General features: G+C 68.9%; 20 protein-coding genes. 15 read left to right on the forward strand and 5 right to left on the reverse strand.

Annotation, left to right across the window (positions count from 1 at the left end; genetic code table 11):
- Window positions 1–41 precede the first annotated feature (41 nt).
- The 5 genes from ASC59_RS01170 to ASC59_RS01190 are packed head-to-tail and all read left to right on the forward strand — an operon-like array spanning window position 42 to window position 4,051.
- The gene (locus tag ASC59_RS01170) at window positions 42–938 is read left to right on the forward strand and encodes a F0F1 ATP synthase subunit gamma (RefSeq protein ID WP_055817608.1); all 897 of its coding nucleotides are present in this window, start codon (window positions 42–44) and stop codon (window positions 936–938) included.
- Window positions 939–986: 48 nt separating this feature from the next.
- The gene (atpD, locus tag ASC59_RS01175) at window positions 987–2,450 is read left to right on the forward strand and encodes a F0F1 ATP synthase subunit beta (protein ID WP_055817610.1); all 1,464 of its coding nucleotides are present in this window, start codon (window positions 987–989) and stop codon (window positions 2,448–2,450) included.
- Between the two features lie 2 nt (window positions 2,451–2,452).
- Entirely contained in the window at window positions 2,453–2,713 is a 261-nt protein-coding gene (locus tag ASC59_RS01180; RefSeq protein ID WP_055817612.1) for a F0F1 ATP synthase subunit epsilon, read from the forward strand.
- A gap of 19 nt (window positions 2,714–2,732) precedes the next feature.
- Complete coding sequence (locus ASC59_RS01185) at window positions 2,733–3,296, forward strand: AAA family ATPase (RefSeq protein WP_235492542.1); 564 nt, start codon at window positions 2,733–2,735, stop codon at window positions 3,294–3,296.
- A gap of 5 nt (window positions 3,297–3,301) precedes the next feature.
- Window positions 3,302–4,051, forward strand: a complete 750-nt coding sequence (locus ASC59_RS01190; RefSeq protein ID WP_055817614.1) for a YaaA family protein — start codon at window positions 3,302–3,304, stop codon at window positions 4,049–4,051.
- On the opposite strand, the gene ASC59_RS01195 is transcribed toward ASC59_RS01190, so the two are convergent.
- Together ASC59_RS01195 and ASC59_RS01200 are read right to left on the reverse strand one after the other, a co-directional pair.
- Entirely contained in the window at window positions 4,048–4,656 is a 609-nt protein-coding gene (locus ASC59_RS01195) for a DNA-3-methyladenine glycosylase I (RefSeq protein WP_055817616.1), read from the reverse strand. The genes ASC59_RS01190 and ASC59_RS01195 overlap by 4 nt on opposite strands.
- Entirely contained in the window at window positions 4,653–5,231 is a 579-nt protein-coding gene (locus ASC59_RS01200) for a methylated-DNA--[protein]-cysteine S-methyltransferase (protein ID WP_082513321.1), read from the reverse strand. Before ASC59_RS01200 ends, ASC59_RS01195 begins: the two co-directional genes overlap by 4 nt.
- Before the next feature lie 157 nt (window positions 5,232–5,388).
- On the opposite strand from ASC59_RS01200, the gene ASC59_RS01205 reads away from it, so the two are divergent.
- The 6 genes from ASC59_RS01205 (at window position 5,389) to ASC59_RS01230 (ending at window position 10,076) form a co-directional block, all read left to right on the forward strand.
- Window positions 5,389–6,216 carry an MBL fold metallo-hydrolase gene (locus tag ASC59_RS01205; protein ID WP_055817618.1) on the forward strand — a complete coding sequence of 276 codons (828 nt, stop codon included), beginning with the start codon at window positions 5,389–5,391 and terminating at the stop codon, window positions 6,214–6,216.
- Window positions 6,217–6,272: 56 nt separating this feature from the next.
- Window positions 6,273–7,256 carry an aldo/keto reductase gene (locus ASC59_RS01210; protein WP_055817620.1) on the forward strand — a complete coding sequence of 328 codons (984 nt, stop codon included), beginning with the start codon at window positions 6,273–6,275 and terminating at the stop codon, window positions 7,254–7,256.
- A 117-nt stretch (window positions 7,257–7,373) separates the two neighbouring features.
- Window positions 7,374–8,141, forward strand: a complete 768-nt coding sequence (locus ASC59_RS01215; RefSeq protein ID WP_055817621.1) for a class I SAM-dependent methyltransferase — start codon at window positions 7,374–7,376, stop codon at window positions 8,139–8,141.
- A gap of 94 nt (window positions 8,142–8,235) precedes the next feature.
- Window positions 8,236–9,387, forward strand: a complete 1,152-nt coding sequence (locus ASC59_RS01220; protein ID WP_082513322.1) for a DUF4192 family protein — start codon at window positions 8,236–8,238, stop codon at window positions 9,385–9,387.
- Between the two features lie 54 nt (window positions 9,388–9,441).
- Entirely contained in the window at window positions 9,442–9,744 is a 303-nt protein-coding gene (locus ASC59_RS01225) for a DUF2510 domain-containing protein (RefSeq protein ID WP_055817625.1), read from the forward strand.
- A complete protein-coding gene (locus ASC59_RS01230) occupies window positions 9,741–10,076 on the forward strand; it encodes a hypothetical protein (protein WP_157487893.1) in 336 nt (111 codons plus the stop codon). Before ASC59_RS01225 ends, ASC59_RS01230 begins: the two co-directional genes overlap by 4 nt.
- A gap of 47 nt (window positions 10,077–10,123) precedes the next feature.
- Here the strand turns inward: ASC59_RS01230 and ASC59_RS01235 are convergent, their stop codons facing one another.
- From ASC59_RS01235 to ASC59_RS01245, 3 genes are read right to left on the reverse strand one after another with little or no spacing between them, the layout of a single operon-like run.
- Window positions 10,124–11,569, reverse strand: coding sequence for an NAD(P)/FAD-dependent oxidoreductase (locus tag ASC59_RS01235; protein WP_055817629.1), 1,446 nt, complete (start codon window positions 11,567–11,569; stop codon window positions 10,124–10,126).
- A gap of 5 nt (window positions 11,570–11,574) precedes the next feature.
- The gene (locus ASC59_RS01240) at window positions 11,575–12,999 is read right to left on the reverse strand and encodes an aspartate aminotransferase family protein (RefSeq protein WP_055817631.1); all 1,425 of its coding nucleotides are present in this window, start codon (window positions 12,997–12,999) and stop codon (window positions 11,575–11,577) included.
- Entirely contained in the window at window positions 12,996–13,478 is a 483-nt protein-coding gene (locus ASC59_RS01245; protein ID WP_055817633.1) for an Lrp/AsnC family transcriptional regulator, read from the reverse strand. The genes ASC59_RS01240 and ASC59_RS01245 overlap by 4 nt, the downstream gene beginning before the upstream one ends.
- 176 nt (window positions 13,479–13,654) lie before the next feature.
- Here ASC59_RS01245 and ASC59_RS01250 point away from each other — a divergent pair, with 176 nt between their 5' ends.
- The 4 genes from ASC59_RS01250 (at window position 13,655) to ASC59_RS01265 (ending at window position 23,081) form a co-directional block, all read left to right on the forward strand.
- Complete coding sequence (locus tag ASC59_RS01250) at window positions 13,655–14,752, forward strand: FHA domain-containing protein (protein ID WP_055817635.1); 1,098 nt, start codon at window positions 13,655–13,657, stop codon at window positions 14,750–14,752.
- A gap of 16 nt (window positions 14,753–14,768) precedes the next feature.
- A complete protein-coding gene (locus tag ASC59_RS01255; protein WP_082513323.1) occupies window positions 14,769–15,581 on the forward strand; it encodes a PP2C family protein-serine/threonine phosphatase in 813 nt (270 codons plus the stop codon).
- 142 nt (window positions 15,582–15,723) lie between these two features.
- Complete coding sequence (locus ASC59_RS01260; protein WP_055817636.1) at window positions 15,724–17,157, forward strand: serine/threonine-protein kinase; 1,434 nt, start codon at window positions 15,724–15,726, stop codon at window positions 17,155–17,157.
- On the forward strand, window positions 17,154–23,081 hold the full coding sequence (locus ASC59_RS01265; RefSeq protein WP_055817638.1) for an Ig-like domain-containing protein: 5,928 nt from the start codon (window positions 17,154–17,156) through the stop codon (window positions 23,079–23,081). Before ASC59_RS01260 ends, ASC59_RS01265 begins: the two co-directional genes overlap by 4 nt.
- The last annotated feature ends 19 nt before the right edge of the window (window positions 23,082–23,100 follow it).

Below are 23,100 nucleotides of genomic sequence, written 5' to 3' on the forward strand. Positions count from 1 at the left end.
CCGATCCGACCGACTGACGAACCCTAGAAACCAGGAGAGACATGGGAGCGCAACTTCGGGTCTACCGGCAGAAGATCAAGTCTGCCCAGACGACCAAGAAGATCACCCGTGCGATGGAGCTGATCAGCGCATCACGCATCCAGAAGGCACAGGCGCGCGTCGCAGCATCGACGCCGTACTCGCGAGCGATCACGCGCGCGGTCTCCGCCGTGGCGACCCACTCGAACGTGGACCACGTGCTCACGACCGAGCCCGAGAAGATCGAGCGCGCAGCCGTCGTCATCTTCTCGAGCGACCGCGGCCTCGCCGGCGCGTTCAACTCGCAGGTGCTCCGCGAGGCCGAGCAGCTCTCCGAGCTGCTTCGCAGCCAGGGCAAGGAGGTCTCGTACTTCCTGATCGGCCGCAAGGCCGTCGGCTACTTCGCCTTCCGACGCCGCTCGTTCGAGCAGCAGTGGATCGGCGGGACGGACAGCCCCGAGGTCGAGGTGGCTCAGGAGATCGGCGAGGCGCTTCTCGAGGCGTTCCTGCGCGATGCCGAGGATGGTGGCGTCGACGAGATCCACGTCGTCTACAACCGCTTCGTGAGCATGATCAGCCAGGTCCCGCAGATCGTCCGGCTGCTCCCGCTCGAGGTCGTCGAGGGTGTCGAGGAGCCTGACGACGGTGTCGTCCTGCCCCTCTACGAGTTCGAGCCCGACGCTGCGACAGTGCTGGACTCCCTGCTCCCGGTGTACATCGAGAGCCGCATCTTCAACGCCATGCTGCAGTCCTCGGCCGCGAAGCACGCTGCGACGCAGAAGGCCATGAAGGCCGCGAGCGACAACGCCGATTCCCTCATCCGCGACTACACGCGTCTCGCCAACGAGGCCCGTCAGTCCGAGATCACCCAGCAGATCGCCGAAATCGTGGGTGGAGCCGACGCGCTCTCCTCGAAGTAACGCATCCCACACGACTCTTACGTACACGTACCCAGAAGGAAGAGAACAATGACTGACACCGCTACCGCGCCAGTCCAGGCAGAGGCCACGGGCGGCGCCATCGGGCGTATCGCCCGCGTCACCGGCCCTGTGGTCGACATCGAGTTCCCGCACGACTCGATCCCGTCGGTCTACAACGCTCTGCAGACCACCATCACGCTCGAGGGCGAGACCACGACGCTCACGCTCGAGGTCGCTCAGCACCTCGGCGACGACGTCGTGCGTGCCATCGCCCTGAAGCCCACCGACGGCCTCGTGCGCGGCCAGGAGGTCACCGACACCGGAGCGGCCATCTCGGTCCCCGTCGGCGACGTCACCAAGGGCAAGGTCTTCAACGTCATCGGCGAGGTGCTCAACGGCGAGCCCGGCGAGACCATCGAGATCACCGAGCGCTGGCCCATCCACCGCAAGCCCCCGCGCTTCGACCAGCTCGAGAGCAAGACGCAGCTGTTCGAGACCGGCATCAAGGTCATCGACCTCCTCACCCCGTACGTGCAGGGTGGAAAGATCGGCCTCTTCGGTGGAGCCGGCGTCGGCAAGACCGTCCTCATCCAGGAGATGATCCAGCGCGTCGCGCAGGACCACGGTGGTGTGTCCGTGTTCGCCGGTGTCGGTGAGCGCACCCGTGAGGGCAACGACCTCATCCACGAGATGGAGGAGGCTGGCGTCTTCGACAAGACGGCCCTTGTCTTCGGCCAGATGGACGAGCCGCCGGGAACGCGTCTGCGCGTCGCCCTCTCCGCGCTCACGATGGCGGAGTACTTCCGCGACGTGCAGAAGCAGGACGTGCTGCTCTTCATCGACAACATCTTCCGCTTCACGCAGGCAGGTTCCGAGGTCTCGACGCTTCTCGGCCGTATGCCGTCCGCCGTGGGCTACCAGCCCAACCTCGCCGACGAGATGGGTGTGCTCCAGGAGCGCATCACCTCGACCCGTGGACACTCGATCACCTCCCTGCAGGCGATCTACGTGCCGGCCGACGACTACACCGACCCGGCTCCGGCGACCACGTTCGCGCACCTCGACGCCACGACCGAGCTCTCTCGCGCCATCGCGTCGAAGGGTCTCTACCCGGCCGTCGACCCGCTGACCTCGACCTCGCGCATCCTCGACCCCCGCTACCTGGGCGAGGACCACTACCGCGTGGCCACCACGGTCAAGCAGATCCTGCAGAAGAACAAGGAGCTCCAGGAGATCATCGCCATCCTCGGTGTCGACGAACTCTCCGAGGAAGACAAGATCACGGTCTCGCGCGCCCGTCGCATCGAGCAGTTCCTCTCGCAGAACACCTACATGGCGAAGAAGTTCACCGGTGTCGAGGGTTCGACGGTTCCGCTCAAGGACACCATCGAGTCGTTCGATGCCATCGCCAAGGGCGAGTTCGACCACGTGGCCGAGCAGGCGTTCTTCAACGTCGGTTCGATCAGCGACGTCGAAGAGAAGTGGGCTCAGATCCAGAAGGACAACGGCTGACCATGGCTGTCCTCAACGTCAGTCTCGTCTCGGCGGACCAGGAAGTCTGGTCCGGCGAGGCGAGCATGGTGGTCGCGAAGACCGTCGAGGGCGAGATCGGCATCCTGCCCGGCCACGAGCCCCTGCTCGCGATCCTCGCCCACGGCGAGGTGCGCCTGACGCTGGCCGGAGGCGAGAAGCTCGTCGCCGACGCGTCCGACGGGTTCCTCTCGGTCGAGGGCAACGCCGTGCAGGTCGTCGCCCGACGCGCTGCGCTCGTCTAGGCCGCAGAACGTCGGAGATGTGACTGTGTCAGACCGCCAGTTCGGCGACCTCAGCGTGGCCCAGCTGGTCGTCATGGCCGGCCTTCCGGGCTCCGGGAAGTCGACCATCGCCGAGATCATCGGTGCGCGCATCGGCGCGACCGTCGTCTCCGTCGATCCGATCGAGTCCGCCATCCTGTCAGCGGGCATCGACGCCGATCAGCCGACCGGCCTGGCGGCCTACCTGGTCGCCGAGGCCATCGCCGAGTCCGTGCTCGTCGCGGGGCGCAGCGTGATCATCGACGCCGTCAACGCGGTCGAGCCGGCGCGGATGCAGTGGCGTGACCTCGCTGCCCGCACCGAGGCCGTGCTGCGCGTCATCGAGGTCGTGTGCTCCGACGAGGAACTGCACAGGGAACGCCTCGCCAAGAGGGTGCGCAACCTCCCGCATGTGGAAGAACTCACCTGGCGCGCCGTCGAGCAGAGTGTCGAGGGCTACGAGGCGTGGACCGGGCACAGCGCCGCCATGCCGCGGGTGACCGTCGACAGCGTGCAGTCGCTCGGCTCGAACGTCGACGCTGCCGTGGCGTTCATCACCGGCTGACTCGGGTGCTGATCCTCCTTCCGCCGTCGGAGACCAAGCGCGACGGAGGCGCCGGCGCGCGTCTGGACGTCGCGTCACTCGCGTTCCCCAGGCTCGCGCCGCAGCGGCGCTCCCTCATCCGCGCGCTGCGCTCACTCGCCAGAGACACCGAGGCGAGCGTCACGGCCCTCAAACTCGGTCGCACCCAGCTGGGGGAGGTGGCCCGCAACCGTGCCATCACGACCTCGGCCACGATGCCCGTCATCGATCGCTACACGGGGGTCGTCTTCGACGCGCTCGACGCCCGGAGCCTGACCGAGTCGGAGCGGGCCTTCGCCCATGCGCACCTCGTGGTGCACTCCGCGCTCCTCGGCCCCGTCGCCGCTCTCGACGGCGTTCCGGCCTACAGGATGTCGCATGACTCGCGCCTGCCGGAGCTCTCGCTCAAGAAGCACTGGGGCGATGCCATCGCGCGGCAGCTGAGGCCTGTCAGCGGTCTGATCCTCGACCTGAGGAGCGAGGGCTACGCCGCCCTCGGCCCGGCGCCCGAGCGCGCCGAGTCCGTGTACCTGCGGGTGCTTACCGAGGGGGATGACGGTCGGCGACGGGCCCTCAACCACTTCAACAAGCACGCCAAGGGCGCGTTCACCCGGGCCGTCCTCCAGGCGGGAATCGATTTCTCGAGCGTGGATGAACTGAGGGAGTGGGCCGCGAGCGCCGGCTGGACGCTCGATCGCCTCGACGGAAGACCCCGCGAGATCGCCCTCGTGGTCTAGTCGTCGGCCCGGAAGCATCCGGCGATGTGATCGTCGACCATGCCCGTCGACTGCATCAGCGCGTACATCGTCGTCGGTCCGACGAACCTGTAGCCCCGCTTGCGCAACTCCTTGCTCAGGGCCGTGGACTCCGCTGTGACGGCAGGCACGTCGCTCCATGAGCGCGGGCGCTGACATCCGGCGGCATCCGGAGCGAATCCCCACATCAGTTCCGAGAGGCTCTCGCCGAGCTCGAGGGTGGCACGGGCATTGCCGATGGTGGCCTCGATCTTGCCGCGGTGGCGGATGATGCCGGCATCCTGCAGCAGACGTTCGACATCGGGCTCGCCCATCGCGGCGACCTTCTCGGCGTCGAAGTCGAAGAACGCCGCCCGGAACGCCGGGCGCTTGCGGAGGATGGTGATCCACGAGAGCCCGGCCTGGAAGCCCTCGAGGCAGAGCTTCTCGAAGAGGCGTCGCTCGTCGTGGAGGGGCACTCCCCATTCCTCATCGTGGTAGCGGCGGTACTCGGCGTCGTTGGCGCCCCAGGAGCAGCGCGCCAGGCCGTCGTCGCCGACGACGACCGTCGGCGGAACGACGGGAACGGGTGAGGCGCCGAAGCTCACGAGGCCACCGGCGTCGACTCGGCGGCATCGACGAGGGGCGTTGGCTCGGTTCCGGGCAGCGGGGCCGGCGCCCCGGCGACCTCGGTGTGGCCGATGCTCTCGTGGTCGAGCAGCCACACCTTGGTCGGGATCCCCTCGCCGGCGCTGAAGCCCGTGATGCGGCCGGTGCTGGAGAGCACCCGATGGCAGCCCACGATGATGGGCACGGGGTTCGCCCCGACCGCGCCGCCGATGGCACGACCCGACCCCGGGCGCCCGATGGCGGCTCCGATCTCGCCGTAGGAGGTGAACTGGCCGAAGTCGAGCTGCTGGAGCTCCGCCCACACCGCCCGCTGGAACTCCGTTCCGGCCAGCCGCACGGGAAGATCGAACTTGGTGCGTTCCCCGGCGAAGTACTCGCCGAGCTGGCGGACGGCCTCGGAGAGCACGGCGGTGGACGCAGCCTCCTCGTGGTCGTGCGGCAGCCGACCGTCGCGTTCGATGGAGAGCGAGGTGATCTGCTCGCCGTCGCTCGTGATCTCGATGCGGCCGATCGGGCTCTCGACGCGCTCGATGTAGAGGGTGTCTGTGGTCATGAGACGAATCTACCTGCGGCACAGCGACCCCTCTCGCGGGAAACGGACACGGTGGGGATGGCGATCGAGCACGTCCTGCCTGGGGAGGAGCACGGTCCGTCGTCATCGGCCGCGGGGCCCTCGGCCGATGGTCGGATCGGGTCCGTAGGATCGGACCATGCCCTCATGGAACGAGATCGCCGACGGCCTGCTCGTCGCCCGCTACGAGCCGCTCGACATCTCCGTCACCGTCGTGCGCGGCACCGACGGTCTGCTGCTGGTCGACACCCGCTGCAACCCACGCGAGGCGGCCGAGATCGCGGCCGACGTCGCCGCGCTCGGCATCGGCGCTATCCGCTGGGTCGTCGACACCCACGCGCACTACGACCACAGTTTCGGGAACCAGGTGTTCGCGGGCACCGCGACGATCATCGGGCACCAGGGGATCCCCGCGCACTTCGCCGAGTTCGAGGCGCCGCGACTGGCTGCGTGGACGGCGGACCCCGCAGCTTCGCCCCAGTACGACTGGACCGGCGTCGAGCTCACACCGCCGCACGTCCTCGTCGCCGACGAGCACCTGCTCGATCTGGGCGGACGCCCGGTGCGCGTCATCGCCCTGGGACCCGGCCACACGGACACCGATGTCGTCGTGCACGTTCCGGATGCCTCCACCTGGATCGTCGGGGACGTCGTCGAGGAGTCCGGGCCGCCGATGTACGGGTCAGGGTCGTTCCCGCTGGGCTGGCCGCTTGTTATCGCCGATCTGGCCGAGCGCATGGGGGAGGGTGACCTCGTCGTTCCCGGCCACGGCGCCGTCGTCGACCGGGCCTTCGTGCACGATCAGGCGCACAGGCTGCAGACGGTGGCCGACGCCATCAGCGTCGGCTTCGCCCACCACGAGCCCGTGGAGTACGTCTCCGAGCGAGCTGCCGGTGCCTCGCGGATGCCGCTCGAGATGGTGGAGCCTGCGGTCATCCGCGGGTACACGCAGCTCGCCGCATCCTGACGCCGCACGACGTCGACTCCGGACACCCGGCGATGGGCGCGGCCTAGGCTGGATGCATGGCCTCCATCGAACACCGCACCCTCGGGCCATCCGGCCTCGTCGTCTCGACCGTCGGCCTCGGCTGCAACAACTTCGGGCGGACCGGGACGGCGAGTGAGGACCAGGCTGGAACCAGCGCCGTCATCGACGCCGCCATCGACGCAGGCGTGACGCTCTTCGACACCGCCGACATCTACGGCGCCGAACGCGGGCTCAGCGAGACCCTCATGGGGAATGCGCTCCGCGGAGGCAAGCGCGAGAAGATCGTGCTCGCCACGAAGTTCGGCATGGACATGGGCGGCCTGAACGGCCCGGATTGGAACGCCCGCGGTTCCCGCCGCTACATCCGGCTCGCCGTCGAGGCGAGCCTGCGCCGTCTGCAGACCGACTGGATCGACCTGTACCAGCTGCACCAGCCCGACCGGAACACGCCCATCGAGGAGACGCTCGCCGCACTCGACGACCTCGTGACGGCCGGGAAGGTCCGCTACATCGGATCATCGAACCTCAGCGGCTGGCAGATCGCGGAAGCGGAGTTAACGGCACGGCTCGGTTCGCATCCGCGTTTCATCTCGAGCCAGAACGAGTACAGCCTGCTCGAGAGGACGGCCGAGACCGAGGTGATCCCGGCCGTCGAGCACTTCGGGCTCGGCTTCCTGCCCTGGTTCCCGCTCTACAACGGTCTGCTGACGGGCAAGTTCACGCGCGCCGGCGGTCCGGAGGACAGCCGCATCATGCGCATCCGCAGGCACCTCGCCGATTCCGCGCCCTGGGGGACCATGGATCGATACCAGGAGTTCTGCACCGAGCGCGGCATCACGATGCTGGAGGCGACCTTCGGCTGGATGCTGGCGCAGCCGGCCCTCACGAGCGTGATCGCCGGCGCCACGCGGCCGGAGCAGATCATCCAGAACGCAGAGGCCGCCACGTCCTGGCAGCCGACGACCGATGATCTCGCGCAGATCTCGGCGCTGTTCGACCCGACGGCACTCGAGGCCTGAGCGGCGTCTCGGGCCCGGATCGGTGCGGTGCGGGGTGCCCAGCGCTCCCGGACCTCGGACGTGTGGTTGCATGGTGTCGTCGGATCAGCCGGCGTTCGAGATTCAGCCGGAGGATGCGTGCCCAGAAGGAACGACCAGCAGCAGGTCGAGGGATACACGGAGTGGAAGGGCTGGTCTGGAGGGTCGTTCGGTCGCGTCGGCCCAGCCGACATCGACTACTTCTCCCGCGAGATGCGGCGGCTGAGGCCGGCCACTCCGATCCGCGACGTGCTGGAGGTCGGCTTCGGGAACGGAGAGTTCCTGGGCTACTGCCGTTCGCGCGGCTGGAACGCCACCGGCGTCGAACTGCTCCCCGAACTGGTGGAGCATGCTCGCAGTGCCGGGTTCACCGCCCACCCCTCCGACGAGCTCGACACCCTCCCCGACGCGTCGTTCGACGTCGTGGCTGCCTTCGACGTGTTCGAGCACGTTCCGCCGGAGCACTCCATCTCCTTCCTCGCCGACCTGCGCCGCAAGGTGCGTCCCGGCGGCACGGTGATCCTGCGCTATCCGAACGCGGACAGCTGGCTCGGCAACCCGTTCCAGAACGGCGATCCGACGCATGTGAACGCCATCGGCGCGCTCAAGATGGAGTACTACGCTGGTGAGGTCGGATTCAGCATCCGCTCCTTCCATGCTCCGATCCGTCGCGGCTTCCACAGCTCGATGATCCACGGAGTGCACGCGATGACAGCCGGCGTCCTGGCGAGGGCGGCCGGAGCCGTCGCCAAGGCGATCTACTTCCCGGATCTGCGCGTGGTGCTCTCCAGTGGCAACGTGGTCTGCGTGCTCGATCCCGTCGAGAGCGCAGGGACCGCCGCGACCCCGGGTACCGTCGCTCCCTAGCCGGCGCTCCTTCCCACTCCCGGGAGCCGGCAGCGCTCTCCACAGCCCGCCGGCTGCCGAGTTCCCCCCACGCGCGTCCGACGATGCTGGGCGCATGCCAACAGTGATCAAGGCCGACGCCGGCCAGGACTTCCTCGCCCTCCTCCCACGGCTCACCGGCTACCAGCCCCACAACAGCGTCGTGCTGGTCGCGTTCCGGGGCAAGCGCACCTGCGGAGCCATCCGGTTCGACCTGCCCCAGCCTGCTCCGCTGGCGGTGCTGAGGCGATTCGCCACCTCGATGATCGGCATGCTGTGCAAGATCCCCGAGGTCGATGCCCTCGTCCCCGTCGCATACACGGACGAGAGCTTCGGTATGACGGATGCCGTTCCACAGGCCCTGTTCATGGACGTGCTGGTGCACAGGGCCGAGATCAGCGGATTCCATGTGCGGGACTCGCTCTGCGTCGCGGCGGACGGCTGGGCCTCGTACCTCGACCCTGACGTGCCCGCGGGCGGGCATCCGCTCGCCGCCATCACGGAGTCTCCGGTGAACCGCCTCGCGGATGCCGAGGGGATGGACGTGCACGCCGACGTGCGGGGCGACATCACGCTGCCGGCCGTCGACCTCGCCCGATCCGAGAGGGTCGGGATGCGATTGCGCCGCCTGCGTGACGACCCGGGCTCTGCTGCTCCGGTGGCTGCCGGCGCCTATGAGCTCGCCGATCTCGCCCTCCCCGAGTTCCTCGAGTACCTGCTCGCGCACACTCCGGACTCGCTGTCGCCCGAGATCATCGCAGCCGTGCTGTGGGTGCTCGAGCGCCCCGTGTTCCGCGACGTCGCGATCATCCAGTGGGCCTTCGGCCGCGTGGCCGGGCTTCAGGCGCTCGACGATCAGGTGCGCAGCGCCCTCGATGCCGCAGCGGAGGAGACGGCGACGGGCCTGTTGCTCTGGGGGGACGGACCGAGGCCCGACCCCGAGCGCGTCGATGCGGCGATCGCCCTGCTGCGCGTGCTCGCAGCGAGCGCTCCGCGGTCGGCGCGAGTGGCACCGCTCACCATGCTCGCCTGGCTGAGCTGGGCTCTCGGACAGAGTTCCCGGGCTTCCGTCTTCGTGGCCGCAGCCCTCGAGATCGATCGGGACTACGGCCTCGCGTCGCTCGTCGGCGCAATGATCGACGGTGGGCGCCTCCCCGAGTGGGCCTTCGAGGTTCCGATCGTGGACGAGTCGACTCTGCGCTACGCCACGCGGAGCAGGGTCACCTGACCGGCAGTCCGACCGCGGAACCCTAGGCTGTGCGGAGTCTTATCAGGAGGCCCCATGACTTCGCACCCCCAGTCGTCCATCGACGCAGGCTGGTTCGCCGATCCCTACGACCCGTCGGGCCTCGTGCTGCGCTGGTGGGACGGTACGCAGTGGACCGCGCAGACGCACCGCGCGGACGTCGTGCCGGGGGCGACGGCACCGCGGGAGGGTGCCCCCCTCTACACGATCTGGATCTGGGCGCTGGTGATCCTGCCCCTCCTGTCGTCGCTGACGATCTTCACGATCGACTTCCGCGCGTACCTCGAGGACGCCATGCGGGTGGGCACGATGGGGAGAGCTCGGGCTCGGCCACCATGATGATGACGTCACCGGCGTACCTGCTGATGTCGCTGCTCGGCTGGCTGTTCTACGGCGTCTCCGTGGTCTTCGCCTACCTCGATCATCGCTCGCTCGTCGCCGACGGACACCGGCGTCCGTTCCACTGGGCGTGGGCGTTCCTGTCCTCGCTGGTCTACGTGATCGGGCGATCGGTGCTCGTCAAGCGTGCCCTCGGTCGAGGAACCGCGCCGATGTGGGTGGCGATCGCGGTGACCGTCGTCACGTTCGTCGTCGTCTTCGGCTACGTGATCGCGATCGTCGTCGGCGTGATCCAGGACTCGTATACCAGCGCGTTCACCAGCACTCTGTAGGCCGACGACAGAGCGCAGACCCGTCGTGGCCGGCCGATCGGATGTCCTCAGTGGCCGGTCAGCGGGGCGATGAGCCTGGCCGCCAGTGACGGGCGTCTGGTCGTGCGCTGCTCGATGTCGGCGACCTCCATGCCCAGGAGTCCCAGGTTGGCGCCCACGAAGCGCAGAGGCTCCGGCTCCCACAGGGGGGAGCGATGGTTGACCCACGGCAGGGCGGTGAGGTCGGTCGATTCCTCCCGGATGAGGTCGCTCAGAGTGCGGCCGGCCAGATTCGTGGTGGACAGGCCGTCGCCGACATAGCCGCCGGCGAACGCGACGCCCGTGCGGGGGTTGAAGGCCGCGGTGGCGTGCCAATCCCTCGGAACGCCCAGCGGGCCGCCCCAGCGGTGGGTCACCCGGGCGTCGGCAGCCTGAGGGAACAGGTCGACCAGGGTGTCGTACAGATGGGTGAACACCCTGTCGACCCTGTCGTAGTCGGGGCTGATGCGGCTTCCCCAGTGGTAGCGGGCGCCGCGCCCGCCGAAGGCGAAACGGTTGTCGGCGGTTCGCTGGCCGTACACGAGCAGATGGCGGTAGTCGGTGAAGGTCTGCCCGTGTTCGATGCCGATCTCGTCCCAGACGGCATCCGGAAGCGGCTCCGTCGCGATCATGAGCGAATAGAGGGGGAGCACGCGGCGTCCGACGCGGGGAAGCCCGGCGCCGTAGCCCTCAACGGCGATGACCACGGTCGGAGCGATGACGGTCCCCTCGAACTGTTCGCCTGCGGCATCCGACGACGTGAATCTCACCCTGTGAGCCGCCCAGTCGTCGACCTCGGTGTTCTCGAAGATGTCGACGCCCAACTGCTCGACCACCGCGGCGAGGCCGCGCACGAGCTTGGCCGGCTGCACGCGGGCGCAGGACGGGTCGAAGGACGCACCGAACGCACCCGGCCCCCGTGACCCCGACGGCTGCGCGACAGCGGTGGCACCGAAACGGGCACGCACGGCCGCTGCGTCCCAGTGGACGAGGTCGTCGACTCCGAATCTGCGGGCCTCGGCGACCTCGGCACGCGCGGCCGAGTCCTGCACGGCGTCGCGAGCCAAGGCGACGGTGCCGCCTTTCACATAGTCGCAGTCGATGCCCTCTGCTGCGGCGACACGACCGACCTCGTCGACGGTGTCGACCATCGCCCGGCGCATGGCGACGGCGGCATCCCGCCCGTGGGCTCGCTCGAGCGATGCGGCGGATCGAGGGAACAGGGCTGAGCACCAGCCGCCGTTCCGACCGGAGGCGCCGAAGCCGGCGATGTGCTTCTCGAGCACCGCGATGCGCAGCGACGGGTCGCTCTTCGCGAGGTAGTAGGCCGTCCACAGCCCGGTGAGCCCACCGCCGACGACGCAGACGTCGTAGCGGGCATCCCGGCGGAGCCCGGGACGTGCCACCAAGGTGTCAGTCCCGGACTCCGCGAGGGAATCGAACCAGAAGCTCAGCTGCCTGTGGTCTGTCGGCATCGGGCTCAGAGCCGGGTCCAGGCCTCACTGAGGACGCCGCGCAGGATGCCGGTGATCTCGGCGAACTCCGCGGGTCCCGTGGTGAGCGGGGGAGCGAGCTGCACCACAGGGTCGCCGCGGTCGTCGGCCCGGCAGTACAGGCCGGCGTCGAACAGCGCCTTGGAGAGGAAGCCGCGCAGCAACCGCTCGGACTCGTCGTCGTCGAAGGTCTCCTTGGTCGCCTTGTCCTTGACGAGCTCGATGCCGAAGAAGTAGCCGTCGCCGCGCACATCGCCGACGATCGGCAGGTCGAGGAGCGTCTCGAGTTCGGCGCGGAACAACGGCGAGTTCTCGCGCACCCTCTCGTTCAGCCCCTCCTCCTCGAAGATGTCGAGGTTCGCCAGCGCCACGGCGGCCGAGACGGGGTGCCCGCCGAAGGTGTAGCCGTGGTAGAAGGCGGTGTCACCGTGACGGAAGGGCTCGTAGATGCGGTCGCTGATGATGGTCGCGCCGATCGGGGAGTACCCGCTCGTCATGCCCTTGGCGCAGGTGATCATGTCGGGCACGTAGCCGTACTCGTCGCAGGCGAACATGTGGCCGATCCGACCGAACGCGCAGATCACCTCGTCGCTGACCAGCAGCACCTCGTACTTGTCGCAGATCTCGCGCACCCGCTGGAAGTATCCGGGAGGAGGTGGGAAGCATCCGCCCGAGTTCTGCACAGGCTCGAGGAAGACCGCAGCGACGGTGTCTGGACCCTCGAACTGGATCATCTCCTCGATGCGGTTCGCCGCCCAGACCCCGAACTGCTCCTGCGGGTCGACGCCGGAGTCGACGGCGATGAAGCCGGCCTCCTCCGCCCTGTAGGAGTTGGTGTTCGGCACGCGGAATCCACCGGGAGTGAGCGGCTCGAACATCGCCTTCATGGCCGGGATGCCCGTGATGGCCAGTGCACCCTGCGGGGTGCCGTGGTAGGCGACCGCGCGGGAGATCACCTTGTGCTTGGTGGGCTTGCCCTGCAGCTTCCAGTAGTACTTCGCCAGCTTGAACGCCGTCTCGACGGCCTCGCCGCCGCCGGTGGAGAAGAAGACCCGGTTGAGATCGCCGGGCGCGTAGTCGGCGAGCCTGTCTGCGAGTTCGATGGCGGAAGGATGCGCGTACGACCAGATCGGGAAGAAGGCCAGTTCCTCGGCCTGCTTGGCGGCGACCTCGGCGAGCCGCCGGCGTCCGTGGCCGGCGTTGACGACGAAGAGGCCGGAGAGCCCGTCGATGTACTGCTTGCCCTTCGAGTCCCAGATGTGGTGGCCCTCGCCTCGCGTGATGATCGGCACGCCGGATTCCTCGAGGGTGGACTGCCTCGAGAAGTGCATCCAGAGGTGATCCTTGGCCTTCTGCTGAAGGTCGGCCTCGTCGTAGGAGGCCGGTGCTGTCGTTGTGGTGTTGAGTGTCATCGTGTTCCCCAGTTGTAGAGCTGCTTGTGGAGTTTGAGATAGACGAAGGTCTCGGTGCTGAGCACCCCTTCGAGACTGCGGATCCTCGAGTTCAGAAGTGCTATCAGCTCCTCGTCGTTCTCGCACACGACTTCGACCAGGATGTCGAAGCTCCCCGCGGTGAGAACGACGTAGTCGACCTCGGGGAGCGCGGCCAGTCTGTCGGCCAGGTCACGGGTGTCTCCGGAGGCGCGGACGCCCACCATCGCCTGTCGGTAGAACCCGAGTTGCATCGGATCCGTCACGGCCACGACCTGCATGACACCGGAATCGGTGAGCTTCTGCACCCGCTGGCGCACGGCGGCCTCGCTGAGGCCGACGGCCTTGCCGATCTCGGCGTAGGAGCGTCGTCCGTCGGTCTGCAGCTGCTCGATGATTGCCTTGGAGACGTCGTCGAGATGCATGGGCTTCGGCGGCGTCGCACGGGGCTGGGTGCTCATTGCTCGATTCTGGCAGTGTGGCAGGTCGACAGCAAGGGAATCCGTCGATATCGCCGAGAGTTGCTGCGGATTCCATGCTTCACGCCGATATGAATGATGACCCGCCCGCTAGCATGAGCTCATGAGTGTGCGCGCACAGGGGAGGGTCATCGTCGACCATCGGGCGGAGTGCTGAGGTGGGGACAGCCCATGTCGTGCACGATGCCAGGCAGCCGAACTGGATCTTTCTCATCGGAGAGCATTTCGTCGCCGCCGTTCCGGATGCAACCGCTCCGGCCGTGGTCGCCGCCATCGCCGAGAGGACCAGCCGCGCCGTCACCGTCGAGGAGCTCGTCTCGCTGATTCCGCTTCGAGGCGACGACGCCGTCGAGAGCTTCGCCCTGATGGTCGCCGGTGCCCCGACGGACGGCGACGGCGTTCCGGTCTCGGGGGTCGTGCGCGGTGACGTGGCCGTCGACGTGTACTCGGTCGGCGGATCGCGTCGCTTCAGCGATCGCGGCATCAGGCCGTGGCTGCTGGCCGACTTCAGGGCGGTGACCGCCGTCAGCATCGCGCAGGACGGCGGCTCGGTGACCGGGGTCGCCGAGCTCGGAACGGGAGAGCCCGTCGGGATCGGTCCGAGCCGGGCGAGCAGGCTGCACTGGCTGCCGGGGGAGTCGTCGGCCGTCGATGCCGTCGATGCCGACGACACCGTGCTCCGTCCACGCGGGCGCGCCGAGCACGACACCGTGCTGCGGCCCAGGCACCACGAGCTGGCATCGGATGCCGGAGGAGGGCTGCCGGAGACGGGCGACGTGCGGCAGATCGAGCCCGAGCAGCGCCCCGTGGTCGAGCAGCGCCCGGCGGCCGATCGACAGCCTGAGACGCAACCGACCGAGGAGCAGCATCCGGAGCCTCGGCCGCGGTTCGGCCTGAGGATCGGGCAGGGCGAAGAGCGCGAACTCGACGCCGTGTACCTCATCGGCCGGCGTCCTCGTCTCGGTCGAGTGCCCGCCGTCGGGGAGCATGTGCGCCTCGTCGACGTGCCGTCACCGAGCCGCGAGGTGTCCGCGACGCACGTGGAGATCCGTCGTGAGGGCGACGTCGTCGTGGTCACCGACCAGCGTTCGACGAACGGCACCTTCGTGGTTCCACCCCATGCCGACCGCATCCGTCTGCGCCCCGGCCAATCGATGGTCGTGGGCGCCGGAACGATGGTGCACATCGGTGACGATACAATCGTCACCATATCCGCGCTGAAGGATCCTCCAGAGCGCTCCACCGACCCCCGATGATGAGAAGGCCCAGGACGTGACGCAGATCGGTCAGGGCACGCCCGAGTTCACAGCGCAGATCCCCGGCGCCGTGGACGCTGCCGTGACGCTCTCGTGGGCCGCGATCACCGACACCGGCCACCGCCGGGAGGCGAACGAGGACAGTTACATGGCGCAGGCGCCGGTCTTCGCTGTCGCCGATGGCATGGGCGGCCACACCGCGGGTGATTTCGCCAGCGCCGCCGTCGTCACTCGCCTCGCCGAGCACGGCGGCCGCCCGACGGCCGACACCGCCGGCATCGAGCAGTCCCTGCGTCTGGCCGTCGACGACATGGGCCGCGGCGGCGGAGTCACGGATTCGGGCACGGGGACCACGGTGACGGGCGTCGCCCTCACCCAGACCACCGCCGGCCTGGCCTGGCTCGTGTTCAACATCGGCGATTCGCGCGTCTACCTGCTCTCGCACGGGGTCCTCGAGCAGCTCACCACCGATCACTCCATCGTGCAGGAGCTCGTCGACGCCGGCCACATCTCGCGCGAAGAGGCCGAGACCCACCCGCACTCCAACGTCATCACCCGCGCGGTCGGGTTCCACGAGGCCCCCATCCCCGACTACAGGCTCATCGCCGTCGAGGAGGGATCGCGCATCCTGGTCTGCTCCGACGGGCTCACCAAGGAGTTGACGCCATACGGCATGCGGCACTTCCTGATGTCGACGGAGACTCCGGCGGATGCCGCGAAGCAACTCGTCGACGCCGCGCTGGCCAACGGCGGCCGCGACAACGTGACGGTCATCGTTGTCGACGTCATCGGTGTGTCCGGGGCCGCCCCGAACCCTCACGACCACTGACGATGCGACAGGGTCTTGCGCCCCGTTCGAGGGGGTCTGCGGCGACGAGCGGGTGCCTACACTGGGGGGGAAGCGGGCGCACGCGCGGCGGGGGTGCTGCGTCCTGTGGCCGCCGACCTGAGCACGGGAGGAGGGGGCCACGATGACGCGTCGGCTTCCATCGACTCCTCCCACTCTGCCCGGGTTCTCCTACGTGCACGTGCTCGGCTCGGGGGGTTTCGCCGACGTCTTCCTCTACGAGCAGTCGATGCCGCGTCGCCAGGTCGCCGTCAAGGTGCTGCTGAGCGAGGTCGTGAACGACCAGGTGCGTCAGATGTTCCAGGCCGAGGCCAACCTGATGGCGCAACTGAGCTCGCATCCGTCGATCCTCACGGTCTACCAGGCCAGCGTCTCCAGCGACGGCCGCCCGTACCTCGTGATGGAATACTGCTCAGCCACCCTGACGACGCGCTACCGCGCCGACCCGCTCCCGGTTCCCGAGGTTCTCGCGATCGGCGTGAAGATCGCGAGCGCCGTCGAGACCGCGCATCGCGCCGGCGTGCTGCACCGGGACATCAAGCCGTCGAACATCCTGATGACCGCGTACGGGCATCCGGTGCTCTCGGACTTCGGCATCGCGGCAACCCTCGGAGAGGCCGAGACCACGGAGGCCGTCGGTCTCTCGATCCCGTGGTCGGCCCCGGAGGTCCTGCACGACGACGTGTCGGGGACGGTGGCATCAGAGGTGTGGTCGCTGGGCGCGACGCTGTACTCGCTCCTGGCCGGCCGGTCGCCGTTCGAGGTTCCCGGCACCGAGAACTCCGCTGCCGAACTCATGGGGCGCATCATGAAGGCCCGCTACGAACCGATCGGGCGCGCCGACATTCCGCACCGGCTCGAACTCACGTTGTCCCGGGCGATGTCGCGGCGTCCCGAGAACCGCCAGCGCAGCGTGCTCGAGTTCATCCGGGAACTCCAGGCCGTCGAAGCCGAGCTCGACCTGCCGCAGACGCCCATCGAGGTCGCCATGGACGACTGGGCCATCGCGACCGCCGTCGACATGGAGGAACGCACCCGCATCAGCGGTGCGAACGTGATCACCGCCGGAACCGGCCGGCGCGCTCGAAAGCAGTCGACGAGCCGCTCCATGACCGTGACGCCGACCTCGATCGGCCGCAGCGGCAGCACCAGTGGCGGCGACGCCCCGGGGAGGGCCGCCGCCGAGCGTCGCAGTCGGAGGCTGGTCTGGGCGATGCTCGCCATCTCCGTCGTCGTGCTCGGCCTCGCCGTCACGGCCACCGTCGCCATCGTGCGGTCGACGTCGTCGGACATCCCGACCGTCACCGACATCGCCGGTCAGGCGTCCGGCCGCTCCGTCGACTTCTCGTGGGAGGACCCCGGCCTGCGCACCGGCGACAGCTACCTCGTGACGGTCACCGGCGGCGGATCCAGTGCCCAGAGCGGGACGAGCTTCAGTGCGGATGCGGCGACGGGCGCCGAGCAGGTCTGCATCACCGTCTCCGTCAGCCGAGAGGGTCGCACGGGAGCGCCGAGTTCTGAGAAGTGCGTCGCCGTCGAGGAGGACGACTCGCCATGATGCGGGCCTGGCTGGCCGCGCACCGTTCCGGGGTGATAGCGGCGACCAGTGGGACCGTCGTGACGGCCCTCATCACGACTGTGGCCATCGTCTCCGGCGGCTACTCGGCACAGCGCATCGACCTGGGTGACGGGTCGGTCTGGGTCAGCAACTCCTCGGACGAGGTCGTCGGGCGGGCGAACACCCAGGTGTTCCAGCTCGATTCCGTCATCGGAGCCGCCAGCCCCGATATCGACATCGAGCAGTCGGGGAACACGGTTCTGGTGACCGATCGCCGCACAAGTTCCATCGACATCATCGACCCGGCGACGAGCACTGTCGCCGAGACCGTCCCGCTTCCGCCTGCTGAGGACTCCGAGGTGCGGATCGCGGCCGACGACATCGTCATCTCGGCGGACGGCGACGTGTGGACGATTCCCGTCGACGATCTCGACGACTTCGACGCCTCGGCGGATCCCGAGCTCACCCTCGGCCCCGGCACTGTGACGAGCGTCGACGATCTCGGCCGCATGACGGCATTCACCCCTGCCACCTCGACCCTCTCCGTCGTCGACACGCGCAGCGGCACCGTGGTGCAGACCCAGCGGCTGCCGGGTATCGCTGCCGATGCCGACGTCGCCGTGACGAGCGTCGGCGGCGCCTGGGCCGTGCTCGACCGCTCGGCCAGGTCTCTCACCCTGGCGACGGGGACGATCGCCCTGGAGCCGTACCTGGCCAGCGGAGCCGGAGCGCGCCTTCAGCAGTCGTCGAGCACGGGCACCGCCATCCTGCTGGCCCACCGCGGCGGGTTGCTGTCCATTCCGACGAGCAGTGGGAGTCCGGAAGTCATCCTCGACGACAGGGCCGGAGCGCCCAGCGTTCCCATCGTGGCCGGCGGATGCAGCTACGCGGCGTGGTCAGACGCCAGCGCCTGGCGCGACTGCGGCGCCGCGAGAGACCAGACCAGGCAGCTGAGCGGCGCGTCGGGGAACCTCACGCTGCGCTTCCGGGAGAACGCCGGTGTCGTCGTGCTCAACGACTCGGCGTCTGGCGACACGTGGGCGGTCCAAGACGACTACAGGCTGATCGACAACTGGGACGAGCTGATCGACCAGACTCCGAAGGAGCAGACCACCGAGCAGCCGGACCCGGACGAGGAGCCGGAGTTCGAGAAGACCCAGCAGGAGCCGGTGGCCGAGGACGACGAGTTCGGCGCGCGGCCCGGACGATCGACGACGCTGCCGGTGCTCGCGAACGACTACGACCCGAACGGCGATGTCCTGACGGCGAGCATTCTCACAGCTCCGCCCGAGGACACTGCTCGGGTCGACGTCGTCAGCAGCAGCCAGCAACTGCTCCTCACGCTTCCGGCGACGGCATCCGGAACCGTGACATTCGAGTACGCCGTGAGCGACGGACGTGGTGGGCGCGACGAGGCCACCGTCACTGTGACCGTGCGGGGCGACGAGGAGAACTCGCCGCCAGAGCAGCTTCACGACACCCGGGCCGCCGTGCCGGACAAGGGTCGCGTCTCGACCCAGGTCCTGACCGACTGGTTCGATCCGGACGGCGACGCCATCTTCCTCTCCGAGGCGATCGTCCCCTCACCGGACAGAGTCGCGTTCAAACCCGACGGCACCGTCATCTTCAGCGACTACGCCGGCGGCACCCGGGAGGTGCAGATCGGCTTGGCGGTCTCGGACGGGCGCGCGACGGGCTCCGGCACGCTGGCCGTCAAGGTCATGCCGGCGGGCACGGTGCCGATCATCGCCGATCCGTTCGTGGTCGCGGGCCACGTCGGAGAGAGCTTGACGGTGCTGCCGCTGCCGCACGTCCACGGCGGCACCGGAGCCGTGAGGCTCGCCAGTGTGCCGGCCAAACCCGGCGTCGAGATCGTGCCGGACTTCGACGCGGGCACCTTCCAGTTCACCTCGGACAAGGCCGGCACGTTCTACGTCGACTACGGAGTCACCGACGGGGTGAAGACGGCATCCGGCATGGTGCGCATCGACGTGGCGATCCGGCCGACGGACTCGCTCGTGCCCATCACGGTTCCGCACACCGCGTTCGTCAGGGCTCAGAGCGAGGCGACGATCGACGTTCTGGCCACCGACATCGACCCGAGCGGCGGTGTGCTCCTCCTCACCGGCGTGCTCGACCTCCCCAGTGAGACGGGCATGCGGGTGGAGATCCTCGAGCAGCGCCTCCTGCGGATCACGCTGACGCGTCCGCTCGAGAACGCGACGGCTTCGTTCGGCTACAGGGTGAGCAACGGCCTGGCCGAGGCGGACGGCCGCGTCACGGTCATCGAGGTTCCGCAGCCCGATCGCAGACAGGTGCCCATCGCGAACCCGGACACGGCATCGGTCAGGGTCGGCGACGCCATCGACATCCCGGTGCTGGCCAACGACGAGCAGCCGGACGGCGATCCGTTGACCCTGGACGCCGAGATCCAGAAGCGTCCCCGGGGGAGTGGCCTCGCCTTCGCCTCAGGACAGACCCTGCGCTATCTGGCTCCGGACACACCCGGCAACTACACGGTCGTCTACAGGGTGAACGCGCCCGACGGTCAGTTCGCGAACGGGGAGGTGACGATCTCGGTTCGCGAGGTCGACCTCGCGTCCAACCGTCCGCCGGTGCCGCGCGTGGTCACGGCCAGGGTGCTCGCCGGAGACACCGTGCGGGTCACCATCCCGCTCGTGGGCGTCGACCCGGACGGCGATTCCGTGCAGTTGCTCGGAGAGGACTCGAATCCGGAGAAGGGTGCCGTGACGGATGCCGGTGCCGACTGGCTGGAGTACTCATCGGGGGAGTACAGCACCGGCACCGACACGTTCACCTATTCCGTCATCGACGCTCTCGGCGCCAGGGCGACCGGAACAGTGCGCGTCGGCATCAGCGCCAGGCTGGACGGCTCCCGGAATCCGATCGCGGTGCCCGATGTCGTCATGGCGAGGCCGGGATCGACGGTCCTGGTGCGCGTCCTGGCCAACGACTCGGACCCCGACGGCGGCGCGCTCGCCGTGTCGGGAGTCGAAGCGAACTCGACGAATGCCGCGGCGACGGCCAGCATCGACGGCGAGGTGATCGAGGTCGGGGTGCCCGCCGAACCCGGAAACTACGGCTTCGTCTATTCGATCGAGAATCCCCGAGGCGGGACGAGCTCGACCTTCCTCACCGTGCAGGCGCGCACCGATGCCCCGCTGTCGCGACCGATCGCCCGGGACACCGTGCTCACGCTCTCCGACGTGCTCGACCACGAGACCATCGACGTCGACGTGCTCGCGAACGTGTTCTTCGCCGACGGGCCGGCAACCGACCTCACGCTGCGGGTGCTGCCCGGATTCGGCTCGTCGGCCGTGGTGACGAGGTCCGATCGGGTGCGGGTCGATGTCGGCACCAGAAGCCAGATCATCCCGTTCTCCGTCACGCACCCCGACGACCCGACGATCACCGCCTACGCGTTCATCTGGGTCCCGGGCTACGGCGACGCCCTGCCGCAGCTGAAGCGCACCGCGCCGCGCATCCAGGTCGACAGTGGCGCATCCGTCACCATCGACATCGAGGACTACGTCGTGGCCGTCGAGGGGCGCCGGGTGCGCTTGACGGACTCGGGGAGCGTGCGGGCCACCCACGCCGACGGCTCGGAGCTCGCCGTCGACGAGGACACCATCCGGTTCCGGAGCGCCGAGAAGTACTTCGGGCCTGCCTCGGTCTCCTTCGAGGTGACGGATGCCGTCGCCGGAGACGACGACAAGACCCGCGTCGCGACGATCGTCCTGCCGATCACCGTGCTGCCGCGCGAGAACCAGCCGCCGTCGTTCGCCGGGGGCACCATCGAGTTCGAGCCCGGACAGTCGAAGACCATCCGATTGACGGGCCTCACCAGCTACCCCTATCCCGACGACGTCGACCAGCTGCGGTATTCGGTGGAGGACCCGGCGCCCCTCGACTTCGCCGCCCCGACCATCGACGGCGACGAGCTGACGCTTCGGGCGGACAGGGATGCCGACACGGGCAGCCAGACCTCGGTCACGATCGCCGTGCGCGATGACGTGAATGAGGGAAGCTCCGGCCGCATCGTGCTGCGCGTCGTGCCATCGACCCGGCCCATCGCCGTCCCGGCGGCAGACACAGCCATCGCACCGCGGGGAACGACGACGACCGTCGACGTGCTGGCGAACGACGAGGCGACGAACCCCTTCCCCGACACCCCGCTTCGGGTGCTGAGGGTCACCGGCCTCGATTCGTCCTCGCTGCCCGAGGGCGTGTCCGTCGTGCCGAGCGATGACAACTCGAGTCTGCAGGTGAGCGTCGGAGCGCAGGCGGCGCCCGTCGACACCAACCTGCAGTATCAGATCGCCGATGCGACGGACGATCCGTCGCGCTACGCCTGGGGCACCATCCGCATCTCGGTGCAGGATCGGCCAGACCCCGTGACCGGCCTCTCCGTGACCAGCTTCGGCGACGGAGTGCTCACGACGACCTTCACCGCTGCAGCGTTCAACAACTCGGCCATCAGCGGCTACGGAGTGTCGCTCCTGAGCGCCGCGACCGGCGACGTCGTCTCGTCGACGGAGTGCGCCGCCACCACCTGCACTCTCCAGACCCCGGGCAACGGTGAGGCGAACGCCGTGTTCGTGCGCGTCACGGCGCAGAACGGCATCGGGTCCTCCGACGCAGCGCAGACCTCGACGGCCGTCTGGTCGGATGTCGTTCCGCCGGCACCGACGGGGCTGACCGCGGCTCCCCTCGACGGCGGGCTGCGCATCGGCTGGGATGCCGTCGGCGTTCCCGGAGGCGGAACGGCCGTCTCCAGCTACGTCGTCGCCGTCGGCGGCGTGGAACTGGGAGAGCTCGCCGCTGCGGACATCTGCTCGGCCGGGCGCTGCAGCATCGACCAGGGCGGTCTGGCCAACGGCACCACCGTCGCGTTCACCGTGAGCGCGAGGAACGGCGCCTATCCGGCGCTGTCGAGCTGGACCAGCGCGTCGGGCGCAGGGGTGCCGTTCGGTGCTCCGATGGCCGTGTCCATCGACGTCGCGTCGGATGCCGCCTCCGGCGCCGTGACAGTGAGCTGGGCGCCGTTCGCATCGAACGGGGACGCGATCCAGGGCTACTACGTGCAGCGACTGGACGACACGGCATCGGGCGCGGGCCTTCCGGCGGTACCGACCGGGGCAGCGGCCTGCTCGGTCACGTCGCCGGCGCCGGGCACGGTGTCTCCGCCGCGCGGCATCGTCGAGTCGCTGCCTGGGGATGCGGGCTCTGCACGCTTCGACGGCCTGACCGAGGACGACACGAGCTACAACTTCGTCGTGTGGGGCTACAACAGGGCCGGATGCACGCCGACCGGGGTGGCCGGCTCGGTGGTGCGGCCGGCGCCCGGGCCGATCACGTCGATCGACGCCTCGGTCGAGCCGGCGGACTACGCCCAGGATCTCGTCATCAGGGACGTCGGAGCCGGCTCCAGCACGAGCACCTTCCAGATCCGCCTGGTGGACGCGGCGGGCGATGCCATCACGGCCGCGCAGGACTTCTCCGGCCGGGGCGTGCCGCGCAGGCTGTTCGACCGGTCGTACGGCGAGACCCTCCGCTTCCAGGTGCGCGGGTGCTCGGCGTGGGGCAGCTGCGGCCCGTGGTCCGGCGTCGCCCCGGTCGATCCCCAGCCGTCGTTGACCTGGGAGCTTCCCGGCAGGGACTTCACTCCGCCGGACGCCGAGAACGACGGCACCGGAACCTGGTCGTGGACGAACGACCCGGCGAACGGCGACGGGCACCCGGCGAGCTATCGGTGTCGCGTCGATGCAGATGGCTCGGAGTGGTTCGCGGCCGATTCCCCGACCACGTGTCGGATCCCCGGCATGGACCCGTCGGCGGATCCGCCTGCCGCCGTAAGGTTGGAGATCACGATCGACGGCCTGACGAGGACGTACACCCAGTGACGACGGAGCGAGGACCTTC

The organism is Leifsonia sp. Root1293, assembly GCF_001425325.1.
Taxonomy (GTDB): domain Bacteria; phylum Actinomycetota; class Actinomycetes; order Actinomycetales; family Microbacteriaceae; genus Orlajensenia.